Source organism: Sphingobium sp. GW456-12-10-14-TSB1, from assembly GCF_059424385.1.
Window position 1 is genome coordinate 448,367 of sequence record NZ_JBWKZI010000001.1, and the last position, 19,576, is coordinate 467,942.

Below are 19,576 nucleotides of genomic sequence, written 5' to 3' on the forward strand. Positions count from 1 at the left end.
AGCTTATTTCCCCTCCAGCATTTCGATCATCAGCGAGAAGTCGCGGCCTGCTTCGCCCCGATTGGCGAGCAACTGATAGAGGGCTTCGGCGGCATTGCCCATCGGCACCGACGCGCCGACCAGCGCGGCGGCTTCGGTGGCGAGCTTCAGATCCTTGAGCATCAGGCCGACGGCGAAGCCGCCCTGATAGCCATTGTCGGACGGGCTTTGCGGGCCGACGCCGGGGACGGGGCAATAGCTGGTCATCGACCAGCTCTGGCCCGACGAGACGCTGCTGATGTCGTAGAAGGTCTGGGGATCGAGGCCCAGTTTCCTGGCCATGGCGAAGGTTTCGCAGGTCGCGACCATGGTGGCGCCCAGCAGCATGTTGTTGCAGATTTTCGCCGCCTGGCCATTGCCTGCGCCGCCCGCATGGATGACTGCCTTGCCCATGGCGGAGAGGATGGGCTTGGCCTTGGCAAAGGCGGCATCGGTGCCGCCGACCATGAAGGTCAGCGTGCCGCCATTGGCCGCCGCGATGCCGCCGGAAACAGGGGCGTCGACCATGTCGAAGCCGCGATCGGTCGCTGCATCGATAACGCGGCGGGCGGTCGCGACGTCGATGGTCGAGCAGTCGAGGAACAGGGCGCCCGGATTGGCCGCGCCATAGACTTCACCGGCATAGACGCTTTCGACATGCTTGCCCGCAGGCAGCATGGTGACGACGGCGTCAGCGCCGGTGGCGGCATCGGCGGCGCTGCTGGCGCGGATCGCGCCATGGGCTTCCGCCTTGGCCAGCGCATCTTCCGACAGGTCGAAGGCGCGGACGGCATAGCCGTTCTTGATCAGATTGGCGGCCATGCCGCCGCCCATATTGCCAAGGCCGATGAAGGCGATCGTCTGGGTCATGATGGCATTTCTCCTGCTTAACTTCGCATATTTCCCGGTAAATCGGACATATTCTTGCGTGGCCCTGATCCTATCGGAAAGCGGCCGGTACTGGGCAGGCAAGGCGCGCCGGGATCATAACGGGCGTCTGCCATGTAGGACAGCTTACCCCCCTTCAGGTCGCGACGTCGGGCAGCGGCGTCCATTGCCGGTCGGCGGGCAGGGGCGTGAAAATCGCGTCGATCATCGCGTCGCTCACCTGCTCCAGCGTTGCCGGGTTCCATTGCGGCTTGTTGTCCTTGTCAAAGATCAGCGCGCGCACGCCTTCGACAAAATCGGGGCGGCGGATGATCGCACAGGCCAGGCCATATTCCATCGCCATATTGGCGGCGAAATCGGGCTGGGCCGCGCCCTCGATCAACTGGCGCAGCGCGACCTTGATCGTCTGGGGGGATTTGGTGGCGAGGGTGGCGCGTTGTTTCGCGGCCCATTCGCCACCGTCGGCGTCGAGCGCGGCGACGATCTCCTCCGCCTTGTTCGAGGCGAAGAGGCGGTCGATGTCGGGACGGGCAGCGTCGAGCTTGGATGGCGGCGGGGTCTGCGCGGCAGCATCCAGAATGGCGGTCAGGCTGGCGGGATCGGCCAGGATGCGCGCCTTCACATCGTCGAGCGTGTCGGACGGCATATAATGGGTGGCGATGCCGATGGCGGCGCAATCGGCCCCGTCGATCCGCGCGCCGGTGGCAGCCAGCCATGCGCCGACCCGGCCGGGCAGGCGGGGCAGATACCAGCCGCCGCCGACGTCGGGGAACAGGCCGATGCCGGTTTCGGGCATGGCGAAGGTCGTCCGTTCGGTCGCGACGCGGTAGCGGGCGGGGAGGGAGATGCCCACGCCGCCGCCCATGACGATGCCATCGATGAAGGCCACGATCGGCTTTTCATAGACGAACAGCAGATGGTTCATGCGATATTCGAGATGGAAGAAGCGTTCAGCCTCCACGCAGTCGGCCTTCGCGCTGTTGGCGATAAGGGCGATGTCGCCGCCCGCGCAGAAACCCCGGCCTTCGGTATGATCGATCATCACCGCGGTGACGCTGTCATCGGTGCGCCAGGCCAGCAAGGCGGTGTTGATCGCGTCGCACATATCGGGCGTCAGCGCGTGGATCGCCTTCGGGCGGTTGAGGCGAATGCGGCCGATATTGTTTTCGATGAAGGTCAGGACTTGGTCGGTCATGTCTCTCTCCTGCCTCTCCCCGGCGGGGAGAGGATACGAAGCCTTGGCGCGGCACGCGCCTAGGCGAAGTTGGAGAGGGGGTGCGCCGCGTTGGCCCTGTCCCCCTCTCCCAGCTACGGCTAGGCAGCACGCTGCCAAGCCTTCGCAACCCTCTCCCCCACGGGGAGAGGGGGGTTAATCCCGCAACATATCCCGCGCGACGATCATGCGCATGACCTGGTTGGTGCCTTCCAGGATGGAATGGACGCGCAGGTCGCGCCAGAAGCGTTCGATGGGATAATCCATCAGATAGCCGTAGCCGCCATGCAGTTGCAGCGCGCGGTCGACTACCGACGATCCGGTGTCGGTGGCGAAGCGCTTGGCCATGGCGGCAAAGCGGGTCTTGTCGGGCGCGTTTTCGCTCACCTTGACAGCAGCGGCGTAGAGCAGGGTGCGGGCGGCCTCCAGCTCGGTCTGCATGTCGGCCAGGGTGAATTGGGTATTCTGGAAATCCGCGATGGATTGGCCGAACTGCTTGCGGTCCTTGGTATATTGGACAGCTTCGTCGATGCAACGCTGCGCGCCGCCCAGCGAACAGGCGCCGATGTTGAGGCGACCGCCGTCCAGCCCCGCCATGGCGATGGCGAAGCCCTGACCCTCGCTGCCCACAAGATTGGCGACGGGGACGCGGACGCCATCGAAATTCACCTGCGCTGTGGGTTGGCTGTGCCAGCCAAGCTTGCGTTCCTGCGCGCCGAAACTGACGCCGGGCATATCCTTGTCGATGACAAGGCAGCTAATGCCTTTCGGCCCATCCTGACCTGTACGGACCATGACGACATAGACTTCATTTTCGCCGCCGCCGGAGATGAATTGCTTGGACCCGGTGACGACATAATGGTCGCCATCGCGCACCGCCTTGGTCTTGAGGCTGGCGGCGTCGGACCCCGCGCCTGCCTCTGTCAGGCAGTAGCTTGCCATGCGGTTCATGGGGATGAGATCGGGAAGATAGGCGTCCTTGACCGCCTGCCCGCCAAATGTGTCGATCATCCAGGCGGCCATATTGTGGATCGAGATAAACGCGCTGGTCGAGGGGCAGCCATAGGCCATGGCTTCCATGATCAGCGCGGATTCGAGCCGGCCAAGGCCAATGCCCCCGGACGCTTCGGAGACATAGATGCCGCCAAAGCCCAGTTCCGCCGCCGCGCGGATCGTGTCGCGCGGGAAGATATGCTTCTCGTCCCACTCCGCCGCATGAGGCGTGATCGCGTCGGCGGTGAAGCGGCGGGCGAGATCCTGGATTTCGCGCTGGTCGTCGGTCAGGTCGAACTGATTGGTCATTGCCTTACCCTAAATTGCCGTCATGCCGGACTTGATCCGGCATCCATTTGGCGCTTCCTGTGCAATCATGTCGAACCAGCCATGTGTCTATATTCTCGCCAGTGGTCGTCATGGCACATTGTATATCGGTGTAACGGGTCATCTGGTCGAGCGGGTCCATCAACATCGCACCGGCATAGTCGCTGGTTTTACCAGCCGCCATGGGGTCCGTCGCCTGGTCTGGTTCGAGCATCAGCCAGACTTTCCTACCGCCATTGCGCTTGAAAAGAAGCTCAAGAAGTGGCGGCGGGACTGGAAAGTCGCTCTTATCGAGAAGGACAATCCCTTCTGGGAGGATCGGGCTATCATGCTCGGCTTTCCGCCACTGGAGCGAGGGTAGGATGAATGGATGCCGGATCAAGTCCGGCATGACGGCAAGAGGCGGGGGGAGCGGATCGGGTGATCCGCTCCCCCCAAACCCTTACCCCATCGTCGGGATGACGAAGGCGCTGTCGGCCGATGCGCCGCCGTCGGGCCAGCGCTGGGTGACGGTTTTCACCTTGGTCCAGAACTTCACGCCTTCCATGCCGTGCTGGTTGGTGTCGCCAAAGGCCGAGCGTTTCCAGCCGCCGAAGGTGTGATAGGCGACCGGGACCGGGATCGGCACGTTGATGCCGACCATGCCGACATCGACGCGGGCGGCGAATTCGCGGGCGGCGTGGCCGTTGCGGGTGAAGAGGGCGACGCCGTTGCCATATTGATGCTTGCTGGGGAGCGAGACCGCTTCCTCGAAGCTTTCGGCGCGCACCATTTGCAGCACGGGGCCGAAAATCTCTTCCTTGTACGCGCTCATGTCCGTGGTGACATGGTCGAACAGGGTGGGGCCGACGAAGAAGCCGTCCTCATGCCCCTGAAGCTTGAAGCCGCGCCCGTCGATCACCAGTTCCGCGCCTTCATCGACGCCGGTCTGAATCCAGTTTTCGATCTTCTGCTTGTGCGCGGCGGTGACGACCGGGCCATAATGGGCTTCGGCATCGGTCGAGACGCCGACGCGCAGCGCCTCGATCGCCGGGATCAGCTTTTCGCGGAGCGCAATCGCGGTCTTTTCACCCACCGGGACGACCACGGGGAGCGCCATGCAGCGTTCGCCAGCCGAGCCGAAGGCAGCGCCCGACAGGTCGTTGACGACCTGATCGAGATCAGCGTCGGGCATGACGATGCCATGATTCTTCGCGCCGCCCATCGCCTGGACGCGCTTTCCGGCGGCGACGCCGCGATTATAGACATAATGGGCGATGTCGGATGAGCCGACGAAGCTGACGCCCTTGATGTCCGGATGGTCGAGGATGGCGTCGACCATTTCCTTGTCGCCCTGAACGACCTGCAAAATGCCTTCGGGCAGGCCCGCTTCCAGGAAGAGTTCGGCCAGGCGGACGGGCACCGACGGATCGCGTTCGGAGGGCTTGAGGATGAAGGCATTGCCGGTCGCGATCGCGACGCCCGACATCCACAGCGGGATCATGCCGGGGAAGTTGAACGGGGTGATGCCAGCGCCGATGCCGATCGGCTGGCGGAAGCTGTAGACGTCGATGCCCGGCCCGGCGCCCTGGGTATATTCGCCCTTCAGCACATGGGGGATGCCGCAGCAGAATTCGATGACTTCCAGACCGCGCTGAATGTCGCCCTTCGAATCCGCGATCACCTTGCCATGTTCGGAGCTGAGCAGATGCGCCAGTTCGTCCATATTGGCTTCGACCAGCGCCTTGAAATTGAACATGACGCGGGCGCGGCGCTGCGGGTTGACGGCGGCCCAGGCGGGCTGCGCCTTCTTGGCGGCCGCGACGGCAAGGTCGAGCAGTGCAGCGTCGCCCAGCGCGACGCGGGCCTGAACCCCGCCATTATTGGGATCGAACACGTCGCTGTAGCGCGTGGGCTGTGTATCGTGGGCGAAGGCGAGCTTGTGCGAAATCTCACGCATGGGGAGGCATCCTCTCGGTTAATGGCGGCCTTCTAGTCTGGTTGCGTTATTGCAAGCAATGGGGAAGTCTTGCATAGCCGCGCTGCAAATATGCAGGCGGTGGCGGCAATGTTCGATTGGGATGATCTGCGCGTATTTCTAGCGGTGGCGCGGGCGCGCAAGGTCGCCCCGGCAGCGCGTTCGCTGGGGATCGACGCGACGACCATCGCACGGCGGCTGGCGCGGCTGGAAAAGGCGCTGGGTGCCGAACTGTTCGAGCTTGGCGTTGGCGAACGGACGCTGACGGCGCGGGGGCAGGAATTGCTCGGCCACGCCGAAGCGGCGGAAAGCGCGGCGCTGGCGGCGATGGAGGATGCGCAGGGGCAGGAGCATCGGCTGGCGGGGCAGGTGCGGCTGTCGGTGGCGGAAGGGTTCGGTACCTGGGTGCTGGCGCCGGGCATGGGCGATTTCAACCGGCGGCATCCGGGCATAAGGCTGGACCTGATCACCGCGTCGGGCTTTCTCAATCCGTCCAAGCGCGAGGCGGACATGGCGGTGATGCTGGCGCGGCCGCAGCGCGGGCGGTTGCTGGTACGGCGGCTGGGGGATTATCGGCTGCACCTCTATGCATCGCCCGATTATCTGGCGCGGGCGGGGCGTCCGGGCCGGGCGGCGCAGCTGCGGGACCATACGCTGATCGGCTATGTGCCCGAATTCATCTTCTCGCCCGAACTGGATTATCTGGACGAGGTGGAGGCGGGGCTGGAGGCGACATTGCGATCGACCAGCATCATCATGCAGCAGCGGATGATCGCCGAAGGGGCGGGGATCGGCGTTTTGCCCGACTTTATCGGGCGGCGCGACCCTGCGCTGGTGCAGTTGATGCCCGATCAGGTGGAGATCGTCCGCAGTTTCTGGCTGGTCATGCATGGCGACCTGCGCAAGCTGGCGCGGATCGCGGCGGTGGCGCAATGGCTGCAGGAGCGTATCGACACATTGTCCGGCCATCGCGCTGGACATTCGCTGGGCTGAAGGCTCCCGCCCGGCGGGTGACACCCCCGGACGGAAATCGCTCATAAAGCCAATCGACGGGGCGGCTCTGGCTCGTTAAGGGAGTCGGGATGGATAGAGAGCGGTCGCATTTCGCCCATGCAGCATAAGCCCAAGCGGAGCCGGGCAATCGCGTTGCCGCGCGCGGAGTTTCGCGCCCGCGCCACCGAATATCTCGATTTTCTGGCGGCCTGGGTGCAAAAGCCGCGCCAGACCGCTTCGGTCGTGCCGAGCAGCCGCTATCTGGCGCGCTTGATGGTGGCGCAGATCGACCCGACCGATGGCCGGGTGCTGGAGCTGGGCGGGGGCACGGGGGTGTTCACGCGCGCGATATTGGGGACCGGCCTGCCGCCCGAAAAGCTGGAGGTGGTAGAGATCAACCCGGCCTTCGCGCGCGGGTTGCGGCGGCATTTTCCCAATGTTTCGGTGCTGGAAACCCCCGCGCAGATCGTGTCGACGGCGGCAGCGGGAGAGCCGGGCACCTATCAGACGGTGGTGAGCGGCCTGCCGTTGCTGGCGATGGACCGGCACGTGCATTATGATATTTTGTCCGAATCCTTCCGCATGTTGCAGCCGGGCGGCAGTTTCGTGCAATTTACCTATTCGATGCGCCCGCCGGTGAGCCGCGACGTGATCGACGCGCTGGACCTGAATGTCGAGCGCGCGGGACAGACGGTACGCAACTTTCCGCCCGCAACGGTATTCCGGTTCACGCGCCGCGACGCATAGAGGGTGGTAGATAGGTTGCGTTTGGCAATCGGCTTCCTATCTTTGCCGCAACGCAAAAGGGGCAAAGCCACCCATGGCATCCATCATTGAAATTGAAGGTCTGACCAAATCCTATGCGTCGGGCTTCAAGGCGCTCAACGGCGTCGACCTGACCATCGAGGAAGGCGAGATTTTCGCGTTGCTGGGGCCGAACGGCGCGGGCAAGACGACGATGATCTCCATCATCTGCGGCATTGCGCGGGCGAGCAGCGGCAGCGTGAAGGTGGCCGGGCATGACATCGTGCGCGATTATCGCGGCGCGCGCGCGGCCATCGGGCTGGTGCCGCAGGAATTGTCCACCGACCAGTTCGAACGGGTGATCGACACGGTGACGTTCAGCCGGGGTTTGTTCGGCAAGCCGCGCAATCCGGCCCATGTCGAGAAAATATTGCGCGACCTTTCGCTGTGGGACAAGCGCAACGCCAAGATATTGGAACTGTCGGGCGGCATGAAGCGCCGTGTGATGATCGCCAAGGCGCTGAGCCATGAGCCGCGCGTGCTGTTTCTGGACGAGCCGACCGCTGGCGTGGACGTGGAGTTGCGCCGCGACATGTGGAAGCTGATCGGCCAGTTGCGCGAAACCGGCGTCACCATCATCCTGACCACCCATTATATCGAGGAGGCAGAGGAAATGGCCGACCGGGTGGGGGTGATCAACCGGGGCGAGTTGATGCTGGTCGAGGACAAGACCGCGCTGATGAAGAAGCTGGGCAAGAAAACGCTGACCGTCGTGCTGGCCGAGCGGCTGGACGCGGTGCCGGCCGAACTGGCGGAGTGGCAGGTGACGCTGAAAGGCGACGGGCAGGAGATCGAATATATTTTCGATACGCAGGCGGAGCGGACCGGCGTGTCGTCGCTGCTGCGGCGGCTGGGCGACCTGGGCATCGGGTACAAGGATCTGAACACGGCGCAGAGCAGCCTGGAGGATATATTCGTGGCGTTGGTGCATCAGGAGAAAGCGGCATGAGCCTGTCCAACCTGCGCGCCATTGCCGCCATCTACAAATTCGAGCTGCACCGTTTCCGCCGGACGCTGCTGACCGGCCTGCTGGTGCCGGTGATCACGACGACGCTCTATTTCGTGGTGTTCGGCGGGGCGATCGGGTCGCGGATGACGGAGGTGGACGGCATTCCCTATGCCGCCTTCATAGTGCCCGGCCTGATCATGATGGCGATGTTCACCGAAAGCATCTTCAACGCCAGTTTCGGCATCTACATGCCCAAATTCACCGGCACCATCTATGAATTGCTGTCCGCGCCCGTATCCGCGACCGAGACGATCATCGCCTATGTGGGGGCCGCGGCGACCAAGTCGCTGATCATCGGCACCATCATCTTCCTGACGGCCCATCTGTTTGTCGACGTGCCGGTGGCGCACCCGTTGGCGATGGTGGGCTTCATGATCCTGATCGCCGTCAGCTTCTGCCTGTTCGGCTTCATATTGGGCATATGGGCGCAGAGTTTCGAGCAGTTGCAGGTGATCCCGATGCTGCTGATCATGCCGATGACGTTTCTGGGGGGCGCCTTTTATTCCGTGCAGATGCTGGCCGAGCCGTGGCGCACCATCACCCTGTTCAACCCGATTGTCTATCTGATCTCAGGGTTCCGCTGGACCTTCTTTGGCAAGGGCGATGTGGGCATCGAGTTCAGCCTGATCTTCGTCGCGGGGATGCTGGCCATCTGCCTGGGGATCATCGGCTGGATGTTCAGGACTGGCTATCGGTTGAAGAAGTGAGGGGGAGGGGAACACCCCTACCCGTTCGTTTCGAGCGAAGTCGAGAAACCTGCGTGCAATGTTTCTCGACTTCGCTCGAAACGAACGGTGTGTAGTGAGCAGGCCCGCCAATCAGGCGGCGGCGCTCTCCGGTGCGACGGCGAACAGGGTAACGCCCCGATATTTGTCGTCATTCTGGTCGTAGAGGCCGTGCATCGCCTCAAACGGTTCGTCCAGTACCTTGATGTCGGACAGACCCACCAGCTTGAAGGTGCCGAGTTTGAGTTCGCGCGGCGGCCTGCCGTCGCGGTCCACGGTCACGGCGTCGATGAACATTTCATCATGGCGCGTGTAGAGGATGTGCGGGGCCAGGGTGACGACCATCTTGTTGTAGGTCACCAGCAGGCACTTCTGGAGCGCGATCGCTTCGAAAATCTCGGTCGGGGCTTGCATAATGACGCATATCTGACCGATTTGTCCGATTCGATCAATTGCTTTGTGCGCTGCACCATTGTCCTGCAACGCAATCCTGTCGGCGTTACACCAGCCCTAGCCGCTCGCGCAGGCTCCAGCGCGTGACTAGCAGGATGGCGACGGACCCCAGGCCTGCGGCCAGGCCCAGCCATATGCCCAGCCCAGCCATCCGCAGCGGAAAGGCAAGGATAGCGCCAACGCCAATGCCGACGAGCCAATAGCCGATCATCGCGAAGATCATCGGCACTCTGGTGTCCTGCACCCCGCGCAACACGCCAGCGCCCACCGCCTGCGCTGCGTCGACCAGTTGGAATAATGCGGCGACTGCGAGGAAGCTGACAGCGAGCTGGACAGTGCGGGCATTGGCGGGATCGTGCAGGTCGAGAAAGGCCGAGACGAGCGTGCGCGGTATGAGGATGAGGGCAAGCGCGGCGCAGCAGGCAAAGCCGGTGCCAAGGAAGAGGGCGAGCCAGCCCGCCCGGCCCACGCCCGCGCGATCGTGGCGGCCATAGGCAAGGCCGACGCGGATCGTCGCTGCCTGGCCGATGCCCATGGGGACCATGAACACCAGCGCCGCGATCTGGATCGCGACGGCATGGGCGGCGAGCGAATCGCGGTCGATCAGGCCCATGAGCAGGGCCGATGCATTGAACACGGTGGTTTCAAAACCCAGCGTAATGGCAATGGGCAGGCCCAGCGCCCAGACCTGCCGGTGGCGTTCGCGGTCGCGGGTCCAGAAGCGGCCGACCAGCCAGTAGCGGCGAAAGCGGCGGTCGATCAGGATGACCGCGAGCAAGCCGAAGAAGAGGAAGCAGGAGGAGGCGGTGCTGGCCAGCCCGGCGCCGAACAGGCCGAGCGGGGGAAAGCCCAGATGACCGAAGATCAGCGCCCAGCCCGCCAGGATATTGAACGGGATGGCGGCCAACATGATCAGCAGACCCCAGACCGGGCGCTCCAGCGCGGCGATGAAGGTGCGCAGCGTGGTAAAGCCCAGAAAAGGCAGCAGCGCCCATTGCAGGCCGCGCATCAGCCGGCCCGCGCCATGGGCAAGATCCGCGTCCTGCCCCATGGCGAGCAGGATCGCCTCGCTCTGCCACAATATCGCCCAGGCGGGGATGACGAACAGCGTGGCGGCGCGCAGCGTTTGATGAACGGTGCGGCGCACGTCGCGCACCGAATGGCGGCGGCGGCCCCGTTCGCTGGCGATCAATGGCGATGCGGCAGTGACCAGCCCCATGCCGAACAGCAGCAGCGCATGAAACAGGTTGATGGCGAGCGCGCCCGCCGCGACAGCCTCCGCCCCCAGGCGGCCCAGCAGCAACAGATCCGTCGCGGCAATCGCCGACCAGGCGATATTGCCCGCGATCATCGGCAGCGCGAGGGCGACAAGCGCGGCGGCTTCGATACGCCAGGGGGAGGACATGGGGGGCTTTAGTGCTTCCGAGGGATGAAATGCAGCGCGGCGACGATGATGCCGCCGACGATCAGCCCGACAATCGCGCCGCCAATCGCGTTCACGGTCCAGTCGACCAGCGGGCCGACAGTGGGCAGGGCGCTGGCGGCGGCCTGCGCTGCGTGGTGAATCGTGCCGGGGATCGCATCCCAGTGGAATTCGTGCAGGCCATGGACGATCAGGCCGCCGCCGACCCACAGCATCGCGGCGGTGCCCACGACCGCCAATATGCGCATCAGGACCGGCATCGCCTTGACCAGGCCGCGCCCGATCGCACGGGACATGGCGGAGGCGCGGGTGGCCAGATGGAGGCCGATATCGTCCATCTTCACGATGAAGCCGACAACGCCATAGACGCCCGCGGTAATCAGGATGGCGACGACGACGAGGATGAGCGCCTGTTCCCAGATCGGTTCGGATGCGACGGTGCCGAGCGAAATGGCCATGATCTCGCCCGACAGGATGAAGTCAGTGCGGATCGCGCCCGACACTTTCTGGTTTTCAAGTTCGGTCGAGTTGAGGGTTTCCAGCGCTTCCTTGGCGACATCATGGCCGCCCTGCACGGCCTCCAGCAGCTTTTCCGCCGCTTCATAGCACAGGAATGCGCCGCCCAGCATGAGGAGAGGGGGCAGCAGCCAGGGCGCGACCGCGCTGATCAGCAGCGCAGCGGGCAGCAGGAAGAGCAGCTTGTTACGCAGCGATCCCTTGGCGATTTTCCAGATGATCGGCAGTTCGCGGTCGGGGGTGAGGCCCATGACATAGCGCGGGGTGACGGCGGTATCGTCGATCACCACGCCCGCGGCCTTGGTGCCCGCCTTGCCCGCGGCGGCGGCGACATCGTCCAGCGAGGTCGCGGTCAGCTTAACAATGCCCGCCACATCATCGAGCAGCGCAATCAGACCCGAAGGCATAGACAGTGATTCCCCTGTTTGGGCCGGTGCATCGACCGCCCGTCATGCCGCCTCAATAGGAGGCAGGCGGGGCAGGGGCAAGCAAGGGCGAGCGGCAGTATTTCAGCTTTTTCAATAGTTGCCCGGCGGGTCGCTGGCGGGGAAGGATTCGTCCGACTGTTCGTCGACCATGTCCCAGTCGCGCGCTGCCGTTTCCCCTTGCGGCCCGGCGTCGCGGACGACGCCCGACGAACCCACCGGCCCGCGATCGTCAAGCGGCTGCGCCGTGCCCATCCAGTCGCGCCATCCCTTTACGGCAAATGCGCCAAGCCCGGTGACGATGGCGAGTTTGAGCAGACCCTTCATGGCGCGCTCTCCTTTGGTTCTTGCAGATGGACCCAGTCGGCCCGGTTGCCACCGACCGCATCGGGGGGCAGGCGGAACTCGCCTTCCTCGTCGGCGCCGGCGGGGGGCTGATCGTCGGCGGCTGGCTGGGTGACCGTCCAGCGTTCGCGCAGCGCCGCATCGATCATGCTTTCCCACATGCCTGCGTCCCCGGCCGCGCGCATGGCGTCGTCGGGCTGTTTCAGGATCGCCAATATGCTGGCGGCATCCTCGACATGGGCGGGCCAGTCGTCCGGCGTGGTGGCGAGATGGCGGGCCAGGCGTTCGATGAGGGGGCGGTGTTCCATGACGGGGCAACGCGCCTTGTCAGCCTGCGTTCCGCGCCGTCATGACGCCAGCGCAATTATTCGCCTAGTCCGTCGAGCGCGGTGAAGCGTTGCGACCAGAGCGCACCATAGACGGCCATCCATTGCACCACCGGGGCCAGCCCCTTTGCCCTGGCGCTATACCAGGTTTCGCGGCCCGTGCGGCGGGCGGTCACGAGCGCGGCGCGCTTGAGCTTGGCCATGTGGCGCGACACCATCGGCTGGGATACGCCGGAAATGGCGGTCAGGGCGTGGACACTCTGTTCGCCTTCGCGCACCAGATATTCCAGCAGAGCGCGGCGGGTACCGTCCGACAGAGCCTTGAACTGGGCGTCGATGGTGGCGGGGGTATTGGCGCTGTTTGTCATCAGCGCGGCATAACCATAAGGTTATGAATTGGTCAAGCGGGAGGGCATTTTTGCCCATGCCGCACGCGTTAACCAAAAAAAGTCTGGCAGGCGATCGGTTGAGTCTTTTGAGTCACACTGGCCGATATTGAGTCCGATTCGTCCGCTGCGACTCAACATATAGTGGCTACCCGCTTCGTTCCGACCCATGTTAACCATTTTTAGAAAGGTTAACGCTAAGTCGCTGATCTTGACGGGAGTCTGCCGAGGACTCATCGCTGGGCCTCAGTACGAACGGGGGTTGCATTATGGGTGTCATGGAACGGGTCGCGCCGCGGCGGAAAAAGGCGGTTGCGCTCGCACCAGTCACGATCGAGGCGGATCGCCTGCTGCGCGGCGACTGCATCGCCGAAATGGCCAAGCTGCCCGATGGCTGCATCGACATGATCTTTGCCGATCCGCCCTATAACCTCCAACTGGGTGGCGATCTGTTCCGGCCCGAAGGCGGGCGGGTGGACGCGGTCGATAATGACTGGGACAAGTTCGATACGCTGGGTGCCTATGACCGTTTCACCAAGGCATGGCTGGCCCAGGCACGGCGCATATTGAAGCCCAACGGCACGATCTGGGTGATCGGCAGCTATCATAATATCTTCCGCGTCGGCACGGCGTTGCAGGATGAGGGGTTCTGGATCCTGAACGACATCATCTGGCGCAAGGCCAACCCGATGCCCAATTTCAAGGGCACGCGCTTTACCAATGCGCATGAGACGCTGATCTGGGCCAGCCAGGGCGAGGACGCCAAATATACGTTCAATTACAAAGCGATGAAAACGCTGAACGATGAATTGCAGATGCGGTCCGACTGGGTACTGCCGATCTGTGGCGGACAGGAGCGGCTGAAGCGCAACGGGACCAAGGCGCACCCGACGCAGAAGCCGGAATCGCTGCTCTACCGGGTGATGCTGTCCTGCACCAAGCCGGGCGATGTGGTGCTCGATCCCTTTTTCGGCACGGGAACCACGGGCGCCGTGGCCAAGCGGCTGGGGCGCAAATGGATCGGCATCGAGCGCGAGGAGAGCTATATCGAGGTCGCGCTGGAGCGGATCGAGGCGGCACTGCCGCTCGATGAATCATCGCTCACCATCATGCAGACCGCGCGGCAGCAGCCCAAGGTGGCGTTCGGTACGCTGGTCGAGACCGGCTATCTGAGCCCCGGCACGACGCTGAGCGACGTCAAGCGTCGCTGGACCGCCGTGGTCAGGGCCGACGGGTCGCTGAGCGTGGGCAGCGACACAGGGTCGATCCACAAGATGGGCGCGACCTTGCAGGGCGCGCCGAGCTGCAATGGCTGGACCTTCTGGCATGTGGAGGTTGAGGGCAAGTTGCAGCCGATCGACACGCTGCGGCAGACCTATTTGCTGGCGAACGAGCCTTAAGATGATGGGGTGCTCCCGCGCAGGCGGGAGCCCAGTCCTGCCGACAGTTCTACCCTGAAGGGTCGGAACTGGGCTCCTGCCTTCGCAGGAGCACGGGATTGCGTTAAGGGCAGGCCGCCGGACCTGTCAGAAGGATAGTTGATGCTGCCCACCATTCCCGCCGATGCCCGGCTGTACCTGCGCCCGGTCTGGTTCGTGCCGTCGCCCTTTGGCCTGCCCGATGGCGCGGCGGCGCGGATGGGCAATGGGTTGCTGTGGTTCCAGGGTTATGAACTGACCGCCCTGCGTGGTCGGGAGCGGGTGGCGCGGGTCACTGTTCCGGTCGCGGCGTTTGGCGATGCCATCGCGGCCCTGCCCGAACCGCTGGCGCAGCGGGCGCGGATGCTGGCCGCCAATATCTCGGCGCAGCGCGCCCCGCTGGTGCTGGGGGAGCGGACCATCCGTTTCGACGGGCCGCAGGTGATGGCGATATTGAACATCACGCCCGACAGTTTTTCCGATGGCGGCAAGCATGTCGGCGACCCGCAGGCAGCGGCGGACGCGGGCTTTGCCATGGCGGCGGCGGGGGCGGCGCTGGTCGATGTGGGTGGGGAATCCACCCGGCCGCGCGCGGAAAAATTATGGGAGGGCGACGAGATCGCCCGTGTGGTGCCCGTCATCGAACGGCTGGCAGCGTCTGGCGTGCCGGTATCGATCGACACGCGCAAGGCGGCCGTGATGGAGGCGGCGCTGGGCGCTGGCGCGAAGATCGTCAATGATGTGAGCGCCCTGCAACATGATCCGCGCGCGATGGAGGTGGTCGTGGCGGCGGGCTGTCCCGTCATCCTGATGCACGCACCGTCGGCAGGCGATGATCCGCACGACAATCCTGACGGCTATGGCGATGTGGTGGCGGATGTGTTCGACCATCTGGAGGCGCGCGTCGCGGCCGCACTAGCCGCCGGGATTGCCCGCGACAGGATCATGGTCGATCCGGGGCTGGGCTTTGGCAAGGGGCTGGCGGACAATCTGGCGCTGGTCAACCGCCTTGCGACCTTCCAGGGGCTGGGCGTGCCCGTGCTGTTCGCGGGCAGTCGCAAGCGGCTGATCGGCGCGCTGTCGAACGAAGCGCCGGCGTCCGACCGGCTGGGCGGTTCGATCGCGCTGGCGTTCCGCGCGGCGGAGCAGGGCGCGCAGATGGTGCGGGTGCATGATGTGCGCGAAAGCGTGCAGGCGCTGCACCTGTGGCGCGGGCTGGCCGACGCGGGGTTGAGCGCGATTTAAGTCACAGGTGGGGTTTAAGGCGCGGTCGGCTTCGCTCCGGCGCTGTTGCCCGCTTCCGCTGGAGCCGCTTCCGCTTCGTCCTTGGGCGGGAAGATGCGCATGCTGTCCAGCGTCTTGTCGACGATCGGCAGATATTGTTCGCTCAGCATTTCGGGATAGACGAAGGTGGCGGTCACGATCGAACCGTTGGGCTGCTTGAGCAGGCGGACCGCGACATTATTGCCTTCGCCGTCATTGGCGGTGCCGCGATATTCATTTTCGCCGATATAATCGCCATCGACGCCTTCGGCCCCGCTGCTGACCGCTTCGACGATCTGCTTGAGCGTTTCGTCATTGTCATTCTTTTGCCAGAATACGCGCACGTCCGCGCCCGCACCCTTATCTTCATAGATTGCGCCGTCGGCGGTGCTGCCCTCCGCATTTTTCGTCCAGCCTTCAGGGAAGCTGATCGAAAAGCCGCGTTCCAGATTGACGTAATTGCGCGGCTCCGCCTCTTCAGCGGCCTGTTGGCTGGCCAGCGCGCTGGCAGCGGCGGCATTGGCGGCGGCGGCCAGCTCCTCCTGGCTTGGCATGTCGGCCACCGGTTCGGTGCGGCCGCAGGCGGCGAGGAGCAGGATGGGCAGGCAGGCGGTGAGGGCGGCGTGTTTCATGCGCCGATCCAAAGCATAGGCAGCATGAGAATACAACGGTCGAGCGATGGGGAGCAGGCGATGGCGCGTCGGTTTACGCCGCGCTGTCGATGCCCAGTTCGGCAAGCTTGCGGTAGAGGGTCGATCGCCCGATGCCCAGGCGACGGGCCACTTCGGTCATGCGGCCGCGATAATGACCGATGGCGAGGCGAATGACGTCGGCTTCGATCTCGGCGAGCTGGCGCACATGGCCATCGCCTTCGAACAGGGTGATGCCTGCGCCGTCGCGGTGCGGCTGGCTGGCGGCGCGCGGGCGGATGGTGAGGCGGTCGATCGGCTCGCCGGTCCTGATCTGGGCCGCGATCTGCGGAAAATCCTGCGGCGTCAGCGCGTCGCCATCGCACAGGACGGCGGCGCGGAAGAGCGCGTTCTGCAACTGGCGGACATTGCCCGGCCAGCCATGCTGCATCAGCAGCGCCAGCGCATCGTCGGTCAGGCCCAGGCTGCGCAGACCCGGCTGGGTCGCGATTCGCGCGAGCAGATGGCGGCAGAGCGCGGGAATATCCCCCATCCGTTCGCGCAGCGGCGGGATGGTCAACTGAACGACGTTCAGGCGGTAATAGAGATCCTCGCGGAAGCGACCGGCCTCTATTTCCTCGATCAGGCGCTTATTGGTGGCGGCGATGACGCGGACGTCGACATGGATCGGGCGGCGCGCGCCGATCGGCTGCATTTCGCCATCCTGCAGCACCCGCAACAGCTTGACCTGTGCGTCGAGCGGCATTTCGCTGACTTCATCCAGAAAGATGGTGCCGGTGTCGGCGCTGGCGAATTTGCCGACATGGCGGTCGAACGCGCCGGTAAAGGCGCCGCGTTCATGGCCGAACAGTTCGGATTCGACCAGATTGGCCGGAATCGCGCCGCAATTGACCGTGACCATCGCCTGTTTGTGGCGGGGGGATGCCGCATGGATGGCGCGCGCGATCACATCCTTGCCGACGCCGCTTTCGCCCTCGATGAGGACCGGCACGCGGGCGCGCGCCGCCTTGGCCGCGATGGCGAGCGCGGCGCGGAATTGCGGGGCGGAGCCGACCACATCCTCGAAAGAGAGGGGGGCGGTGATCTTTTCGGTGAGCGGGCGCAGCTCGCCATGGGACGCGCCTTCGCTGATCGTCGCGTTGAGCGCCGCGAGCAGCCGTTCGGGCGCGATCGGCTTCGACAGATAATCGGTCGCCCCCGCGCGCATCGCCTCTACGGCAACGGCGACATTATTGTGGGCGGTGAGAATCAGGATGGGCAAGGCAGGGCGACGTTCGCGAATCTCGCGGATCAGACCCGCGGGTTCATAGTCGGGGCTCCACTGGTCAAGAATGATTGCATCTAGCTGCATCCCGTCCTGGGTGCCCAATGTGGCTATTGCGGTTTCGCCGTCGCCCGCAAAGATCGTCCGCCATCCGGCACGCGCGGCCAGCGCCGAAACCAGCCGTCTTTGCGCCGGTTCGTCGTCGATCAGCATCAGCATCGGTATGCCGTCGCGCGCCATCTATACCCCTCAATAGAAACAGGTGACCTATGGTAAGGACGGGGGGTAAAGGCGGCCTTAACCGCGAAAGATTTTCTTGTGCCCGTGCGGGTTGAGGGGGTGCGCGGGACAGGATAAGAGGTTCGCCACAACCGCCACAGAAGGGGACCGGACATGGCGTCTGACGGAAATATTAAGAAAGCGACCGAAACCTATGCCGGATTTGTCGGCGTGATGAAGTGGGGCACGATCGCATCGATCGCGGTGGCCGCGCTCGTGGTGCTGCTGATCTCCAGCTAGGCCGATCACGCACGAACAGGAGGGGATGCCATAATAATGAAGATAGCGGTACTGAAGGAGCAAGCATCGGGCGAGCAGCGCGTTGCGGCGACACCGGAGACGGTGAAGAAATTTATTGGTCTTGGCGCGCAGGTTGCGGTGGAGGCAGGGGCTGGCGTGACGGCGTCTGTGGCCGATGCGGACTATGCCGCTGCCGGGGCAAGCGTTGGGGATCGGGCCGCGACGGTGGCGGGCGCGGACATTGTGCTGGGCGTGCAGGGGCCGGACGTGACCAGCATTGCCGGCGCCGGTACGGGTGCCTGGATCGTGGCGGGGCTCAACCCCTTTGGCGAGCGGGCGCGGGTCGATGCCTATGCGGCGGCGGGCTATGAAGCGCTGGCGATGGAATTCATGCCGCGCATCACCCGCGCGCAGTCGATGGACATATTGTCGTCCCAGTCGAACCTGTCGGGCTATAAGGCGGTGCTGGATGCCGCCAGCGAATATGGCAAGGCCTTTCCGATGATGATGACGGCGGCGGGCACGGTGTCTGCCGCGCGCGCCTTCATCATGGGCGTGGGCGTGGCGGGCCTTCAGGCGATCGCCACCGCGCGCCGCCTGGGCGCGCAGGTGAGCGCGACCGACGTGCGGGCCGCGACCAGGGAACAGATCGAATCGCTGGGCGCCAAGGCGATCTTCGTGGAGAAGGTCGCGGGCATCGAGGGCGAAGGGTCCGGCGGCTATGCGACGGAAATGTCGGATGAATATAAGGCGGCCCAGGCCGAGCTCATATCCTCGCACATTGCCAAGCAGGACATCGTCATCACCACCGCACTCATTCCGGGCCGCCCCGCGCCGCGCCTGATCAGCGACGCGCAGATCGCGTCGATGAAGCCGGGCAGCGTGATCGTCGATCTGGCGGTCGAGCAGGGCGGCAATGTCGAGGGCGCAGTGGCGGGTGAAGTGGTGATGCGCCACGGCGTCAAGATTGTGGGCCATCGCAACGTGCCTTCGCGGCTGGCCACCGATGCCTCGGCCCTGTTCTCGCGCAACCTGTTCAACTTTCTGTCTGCCTTCTGGGACAAGGACAAGGGCGCGCCGGTGCTGGACGAGGAAATCGGCAACGCCATCCGCCTGACGCAGGGCGGCAAGGTCGTGAACGAGCGATTGTTGGCCAGTTGATGGCGGATTTGGTCCCTGTCCTCCCCTGCAAGGGGAGGGGGACCGCCAGCTTGCTGGTGGTGGAGGGGTGTCACCCTCTCGATAGCGTGACACCCCTCCGTCTGGCTGCGCCAGCCACCTCCCCTTGCAGGGGAGGATGAGGGTGCTGCAAGGGCAGGTGAACAAGGCACGGCAGCTTCGCAAGGCCATGTCCTTGCCCGAAGTGAAGCTATGGCAGGGGCTTCGCGGACGTCCTGAAGGTTTCAAGTTTCGCCGCCAGCACCCCTCTGGTCCCTATGTCGCTGATTTTTATTGTCACGAAGCGCGGCTGGTGGTCGAGGTAGATGGCGAGGCACATGGCCGGGGCGATGCGCCGGTAAAGGATAAACAGCGTGATAGCTGGTTTGCGGCAAAAGGACTGACAGTCCTTCGCATACCGGCCATCGCAATTTTGAACGATCTTGACACAGCTGTCGCCGGGGTAGTCGCGATGGCGCAAGAGAGGATAGGGGAGGACTAGA

The 19,576-nt window shown here is 64.4% G+C and carries 22 protein-coding genes; 10 read left to right on the forward strand and 12 right to left on the reverse strand.

Translation table 11 applies throughout. The features are described 5' to 3' along the window. Window positions 1–3: 3 nt before the first annotated feature. From mmsB to AC07X9_RS02260, 3 genes are all read right to left on the reverse strand, one after another. Entirely contained in the window at window positions 4–990 is a 987-nt protein-coding gene (gene mmsB, locus AC07X9_RS02250) for a 3-hydroxyisobutyrate dehydrogenase (protein WP_254908025.1), read from the reverse strand. Between the two features lie 52 nt (window positions 991–1,042). Beyond that, on the reverse strand, window positions 1,043–2,101 hold the full coding sequence (locus AC07X9_RS02255; protein WP_017182037.1) for an enoyl-CoA hydratase/isomerase family protein: 1,059 nt from the start codon (window positions 2,099–2,101) through the stop codon (window positions 1,043–1,045). Between the two features lie 174 nt (window positions 2,102–2,275). Continuing rightward, window positions 2,276–3,421 (reverse strand): acyl-CoA dehydrogenase family protein, encoded by a 1,146-nt coding sequence (locus AC07X9_RS02260; protein WP_017182038.1) that lies wholly within the window; start codon window positions 3,419–3,421, stop codon window positions 2,276–2,278. 67 nt (window positions 3,422–3,488) lie between these two features. Between AC07X9_RS02260 and AC07X9_RS02265 the strand changes: the two genes are divergently transcribed. Further along, entirely contained in the window at window positions 3,489–3,800 is a 312-nt protein-coding gene (locus AC07X9_RS02265) for a GIY-YIG nuclease family protein (protein ID WP_174703644.1), read from the forward strand. 81 nt (window positions 3,801–3,881) lie between these two features. Here the strand turns inward: AC07X9_RS02265 and AC07X9_RS02270 are convergent, their stop codons facing one another. Beyond that, complete coding sequence (locus tag AC07X9_RS02270) at window positions 3,882–5,378, reverse strand: CoA-acylating methylmalonate-semialdehyde dehydrogenase (protein ID WP_017182040.1); 1,497 nt, start codon at window positions 5,376–5,378, stop codon at window positions 3,882–3,884. Between the two features lie 108 nt (window positions 5,379–5,486). Here AC07X9_RS02270 and AC07X9_RS02275 point away from each other — a divergent pair, with 108 nt between their 5' ends. The 4 genes from AC07X9_RS02275 (at window position 5,487) to AC07X9_RS02290 (ending at window position 8,909) form a co-directional block, all read left to right on the forward strand. Next, on the forward strand, window positions 5,487–6,389 hold the full coding sequence (locus AC07X9_RS02275) for a LysR family transcriptional regulator (RefSeq protein WP_026002206.1): 903 nt from the start codon (window positions 5,487–5,489) through the stop codon (window positions 6,387–6,389). Between the two features lie 117 nt (window positions 6,390–6,506). Then, window positions 6,507–7,136, forward strand: coding sequence for a class I SAM-dependent methyltransferase (locus AC07X9_RS02280; protein WP_017182042.1), 630 nt, complete (start codon window positions 6,507–6,509; stop codon window positions 7,134–7,136). 73 nt (window positions 7,137–7,209) lie between these two features. Beyond that, window positions 7,210–8,142 (forward strand): ABC transporter ATP-binding protein, encoded by a 933-nt coding sequence (locus tag AC07X9_RS02285; RefSeq protein ID WP_017182043.1) that lies wholly within the window; start codon window positions 7,210–7,212, stop codon window positions 8,140–8,142. After that, window positions 8,139–8,909 carry an ABC transporter permease gene (locus AC07X9_RS02290; RefSeq protein WP_017182044.1) on the forward strand — a complete coding sequence of 257 codons (771 nt, stop codon included), beginning with the start codon at window positions 8,139–8,141 and terminating at the stop codon, window positions 8,907–8,909. The genes AC07X9_RS02285 and AC07X9_RS02290 overlap by 4 nt, the downstream gene beginning before the upstream one ends. A gap of 111 nt (window positions 8,910–9,020) precedes the next feature. On the opposite strand, the gene AC07X9_RS02295 is transcribed toward AC07X9_RS02290, so the two are convergent. From AC07X9_RS02295 to AC07X9_RS02320, 6 genes are all read right to left on the reverse strand, one after another. Further along, complete coding sequence (locus tag AC07X9_RS02295; RefSeq protein ID WP_017182045.1) at window positions 9,021–9,341, reverse strand: hypothetical protein; 321 nt, start codon at window positions 9,339–9,341, stop codon at window positions 9,021–9,023. Window positions 9,342–9,426: 85 nt separating this feature from the next. Then, window positions 9,427–10,785: an MATE family efflux transporter gene (locus AC07X9_RS02300; protein WP_017182046.1), complete on the reverse strand. Its 1,359-nt coding sequence runs from the start codon at window positions 10,783–10,785 to the stop codon at window positions 9,427–9,429. Between the two features lie 8 nt (window positions 10,786–10,793). Next, window positions 10,794–11,726, reverse strand: coding sequence for a DUF808 domain-containing protein (locus AC07X9_RS02305; protein WP_017182047.1), 933 nt, complete (start codon window positions 11,724–11,726; stop codon window positions 10,794–10,796). A gap of 111 nt (window positions 11,727–11,837) precedes the next feature. Next, window positions 11,838–12,071 (reverse strand): hypothetical protein, encoded by a 234-nt coding sequence (locus AC07X9_RS02310; RefSeq protein ID WP_017182048.1) that lies wholly within the window; start codon window positions 12,069–12,071, stop codon window positions 11,838–11,840. Beyond that, window positions 12,068–12,397: a hypothetical protein gene (locus AC07X9_RS02315; protein WP_017182049.1), complete on the reverse strand. Its 330-nt coding sequence runs from the start codon at window positions 12,395–12,397 to the stop codon at window positions 12,068–12,070. The genes AC07X9_RS02310 and AC07X9_RS02315 overlap by 4 nt, the downstream gene beginning before the upstream one ends. 56 nt (window positions 12,398–12,453) lie before the next feature. Beyond that, a complete protein-coding gene (locus AC07X9_RS02320; protein ID WP_017182050.1) occupies window positions 12,454–12,783 on the reverse strand; it encodes an ArsR/SmtB family transcription factor in 330 nt (109 codons plus the stop codon). 287 nt (window positions 12,784–13,070) lie between these two features. Here AC07X9_RS02320 and AC07X9_RS02325 point away from each other — a divergent pair, with 287 nt between their 5' ends. Beyond that, window positions 13,071–14,201 (forward strand): site-specific DNA-methyltransferase, encoded by a 1,131-nt coding sequence (locus AC07X9_RS02325; RefSeq protein ID WP_017182051.1) that lies wholly within the window; start codon window positions 13,071–13,073, stop codon window positions 14,199–14,201. A 141-nt stretch (window positions 14,202–14,342) separates the two neighbouring features. Then, window positions 14,343–15,464: a dihydropteroate synthase gene (gene folP / locus AC07X9_RS02330; RefSeq protein ID WP_017182052.1), complete on the forward strand. Its 1,122-nt coding sequence runs from the start codon at window positions 14,343–14,345 to the stop codon at window positions 15,462–15,464. Window positions 15,465–15,478: 14 nt separating this feature from the next. Here folP and AC07X9_RS02335 read toward each other — a convergent pair whose 3' ends face one another. Continuing rightward, window positions 15,479–16,114 (reverse strand): hypothetical protein, encoded by a 636-nt coding sequence (locus tag AC07X9_RS02335; protein ID WP_017182053.1) that lies wholly within the window; start codon window positions 16,112–16,114, stop codon window positions 15,479–15,481. A 73-nt stretch (window positions 16,115–16,187) separates the two neighbouring features. After that, window positions 16,188–17,636 (reverse strand): sigma-54-dependent transcriptional regulator, encoded by a 1,449-nt coding sequence (locus AC07X9_RS02340; RefSeq protein WP_017182054.1) that lies wholly within the window; start codon window positions 17,634–17,636, stop codon window positions 16,188–16,190. A gap of 153 nt (window positions 17,637–17,789) precedes the next feature. Here AC07X9_RS02340 and AC07X9_RS02345 point away from each other — a divergent pair, with 153 nt between their 5' ends. The 3 genes from AC07X9_RS02345 (at window position 17,790) to AC07X9_RS02355 (ending at window position 19,575) form a co-directional block, all read left to right on the forward strand. Further along, entirely contained in the window at window positions 17,790–17,915 is a 126-nt protein-coding gene (locus AC07X9_RS02345) for an aa3-type cytochrome c oxidase subunit IV (RefSeq protein WP_017182055.1), read from the forward strand. 36 nt (window positions 17,916–17,951) lie between these two features. Beyond that, window positions 17,952–19,076: an NAD(P) transhydrogenase subunit alpha gene (locus tag AC07X9_RS02350; protein ID WP_017182056.1), complete on the forward strand. Its 1,125-nt coding sequence runs from the start codon at window positions 17,952–17,954 to the stop codon at window positions 19,074–19,076. Between the two features lie 136 nt (window positions 19,077–19,212). Next, the gene (locus tag AC07X9_RS02355) at window positions 19,213–19,575 is read left to right on the forward strand and encodes an endonuclease domain-containing protein (protein ID WP_017182057.1); all 363 of its coding nucleotides are present in this window, start codon (window positions 19,213–19,215) and stop codon (window positions 19,573–19,575) included. The last annotated feature ends 1 nt before the right edge of the window (window position 19,576 follow it).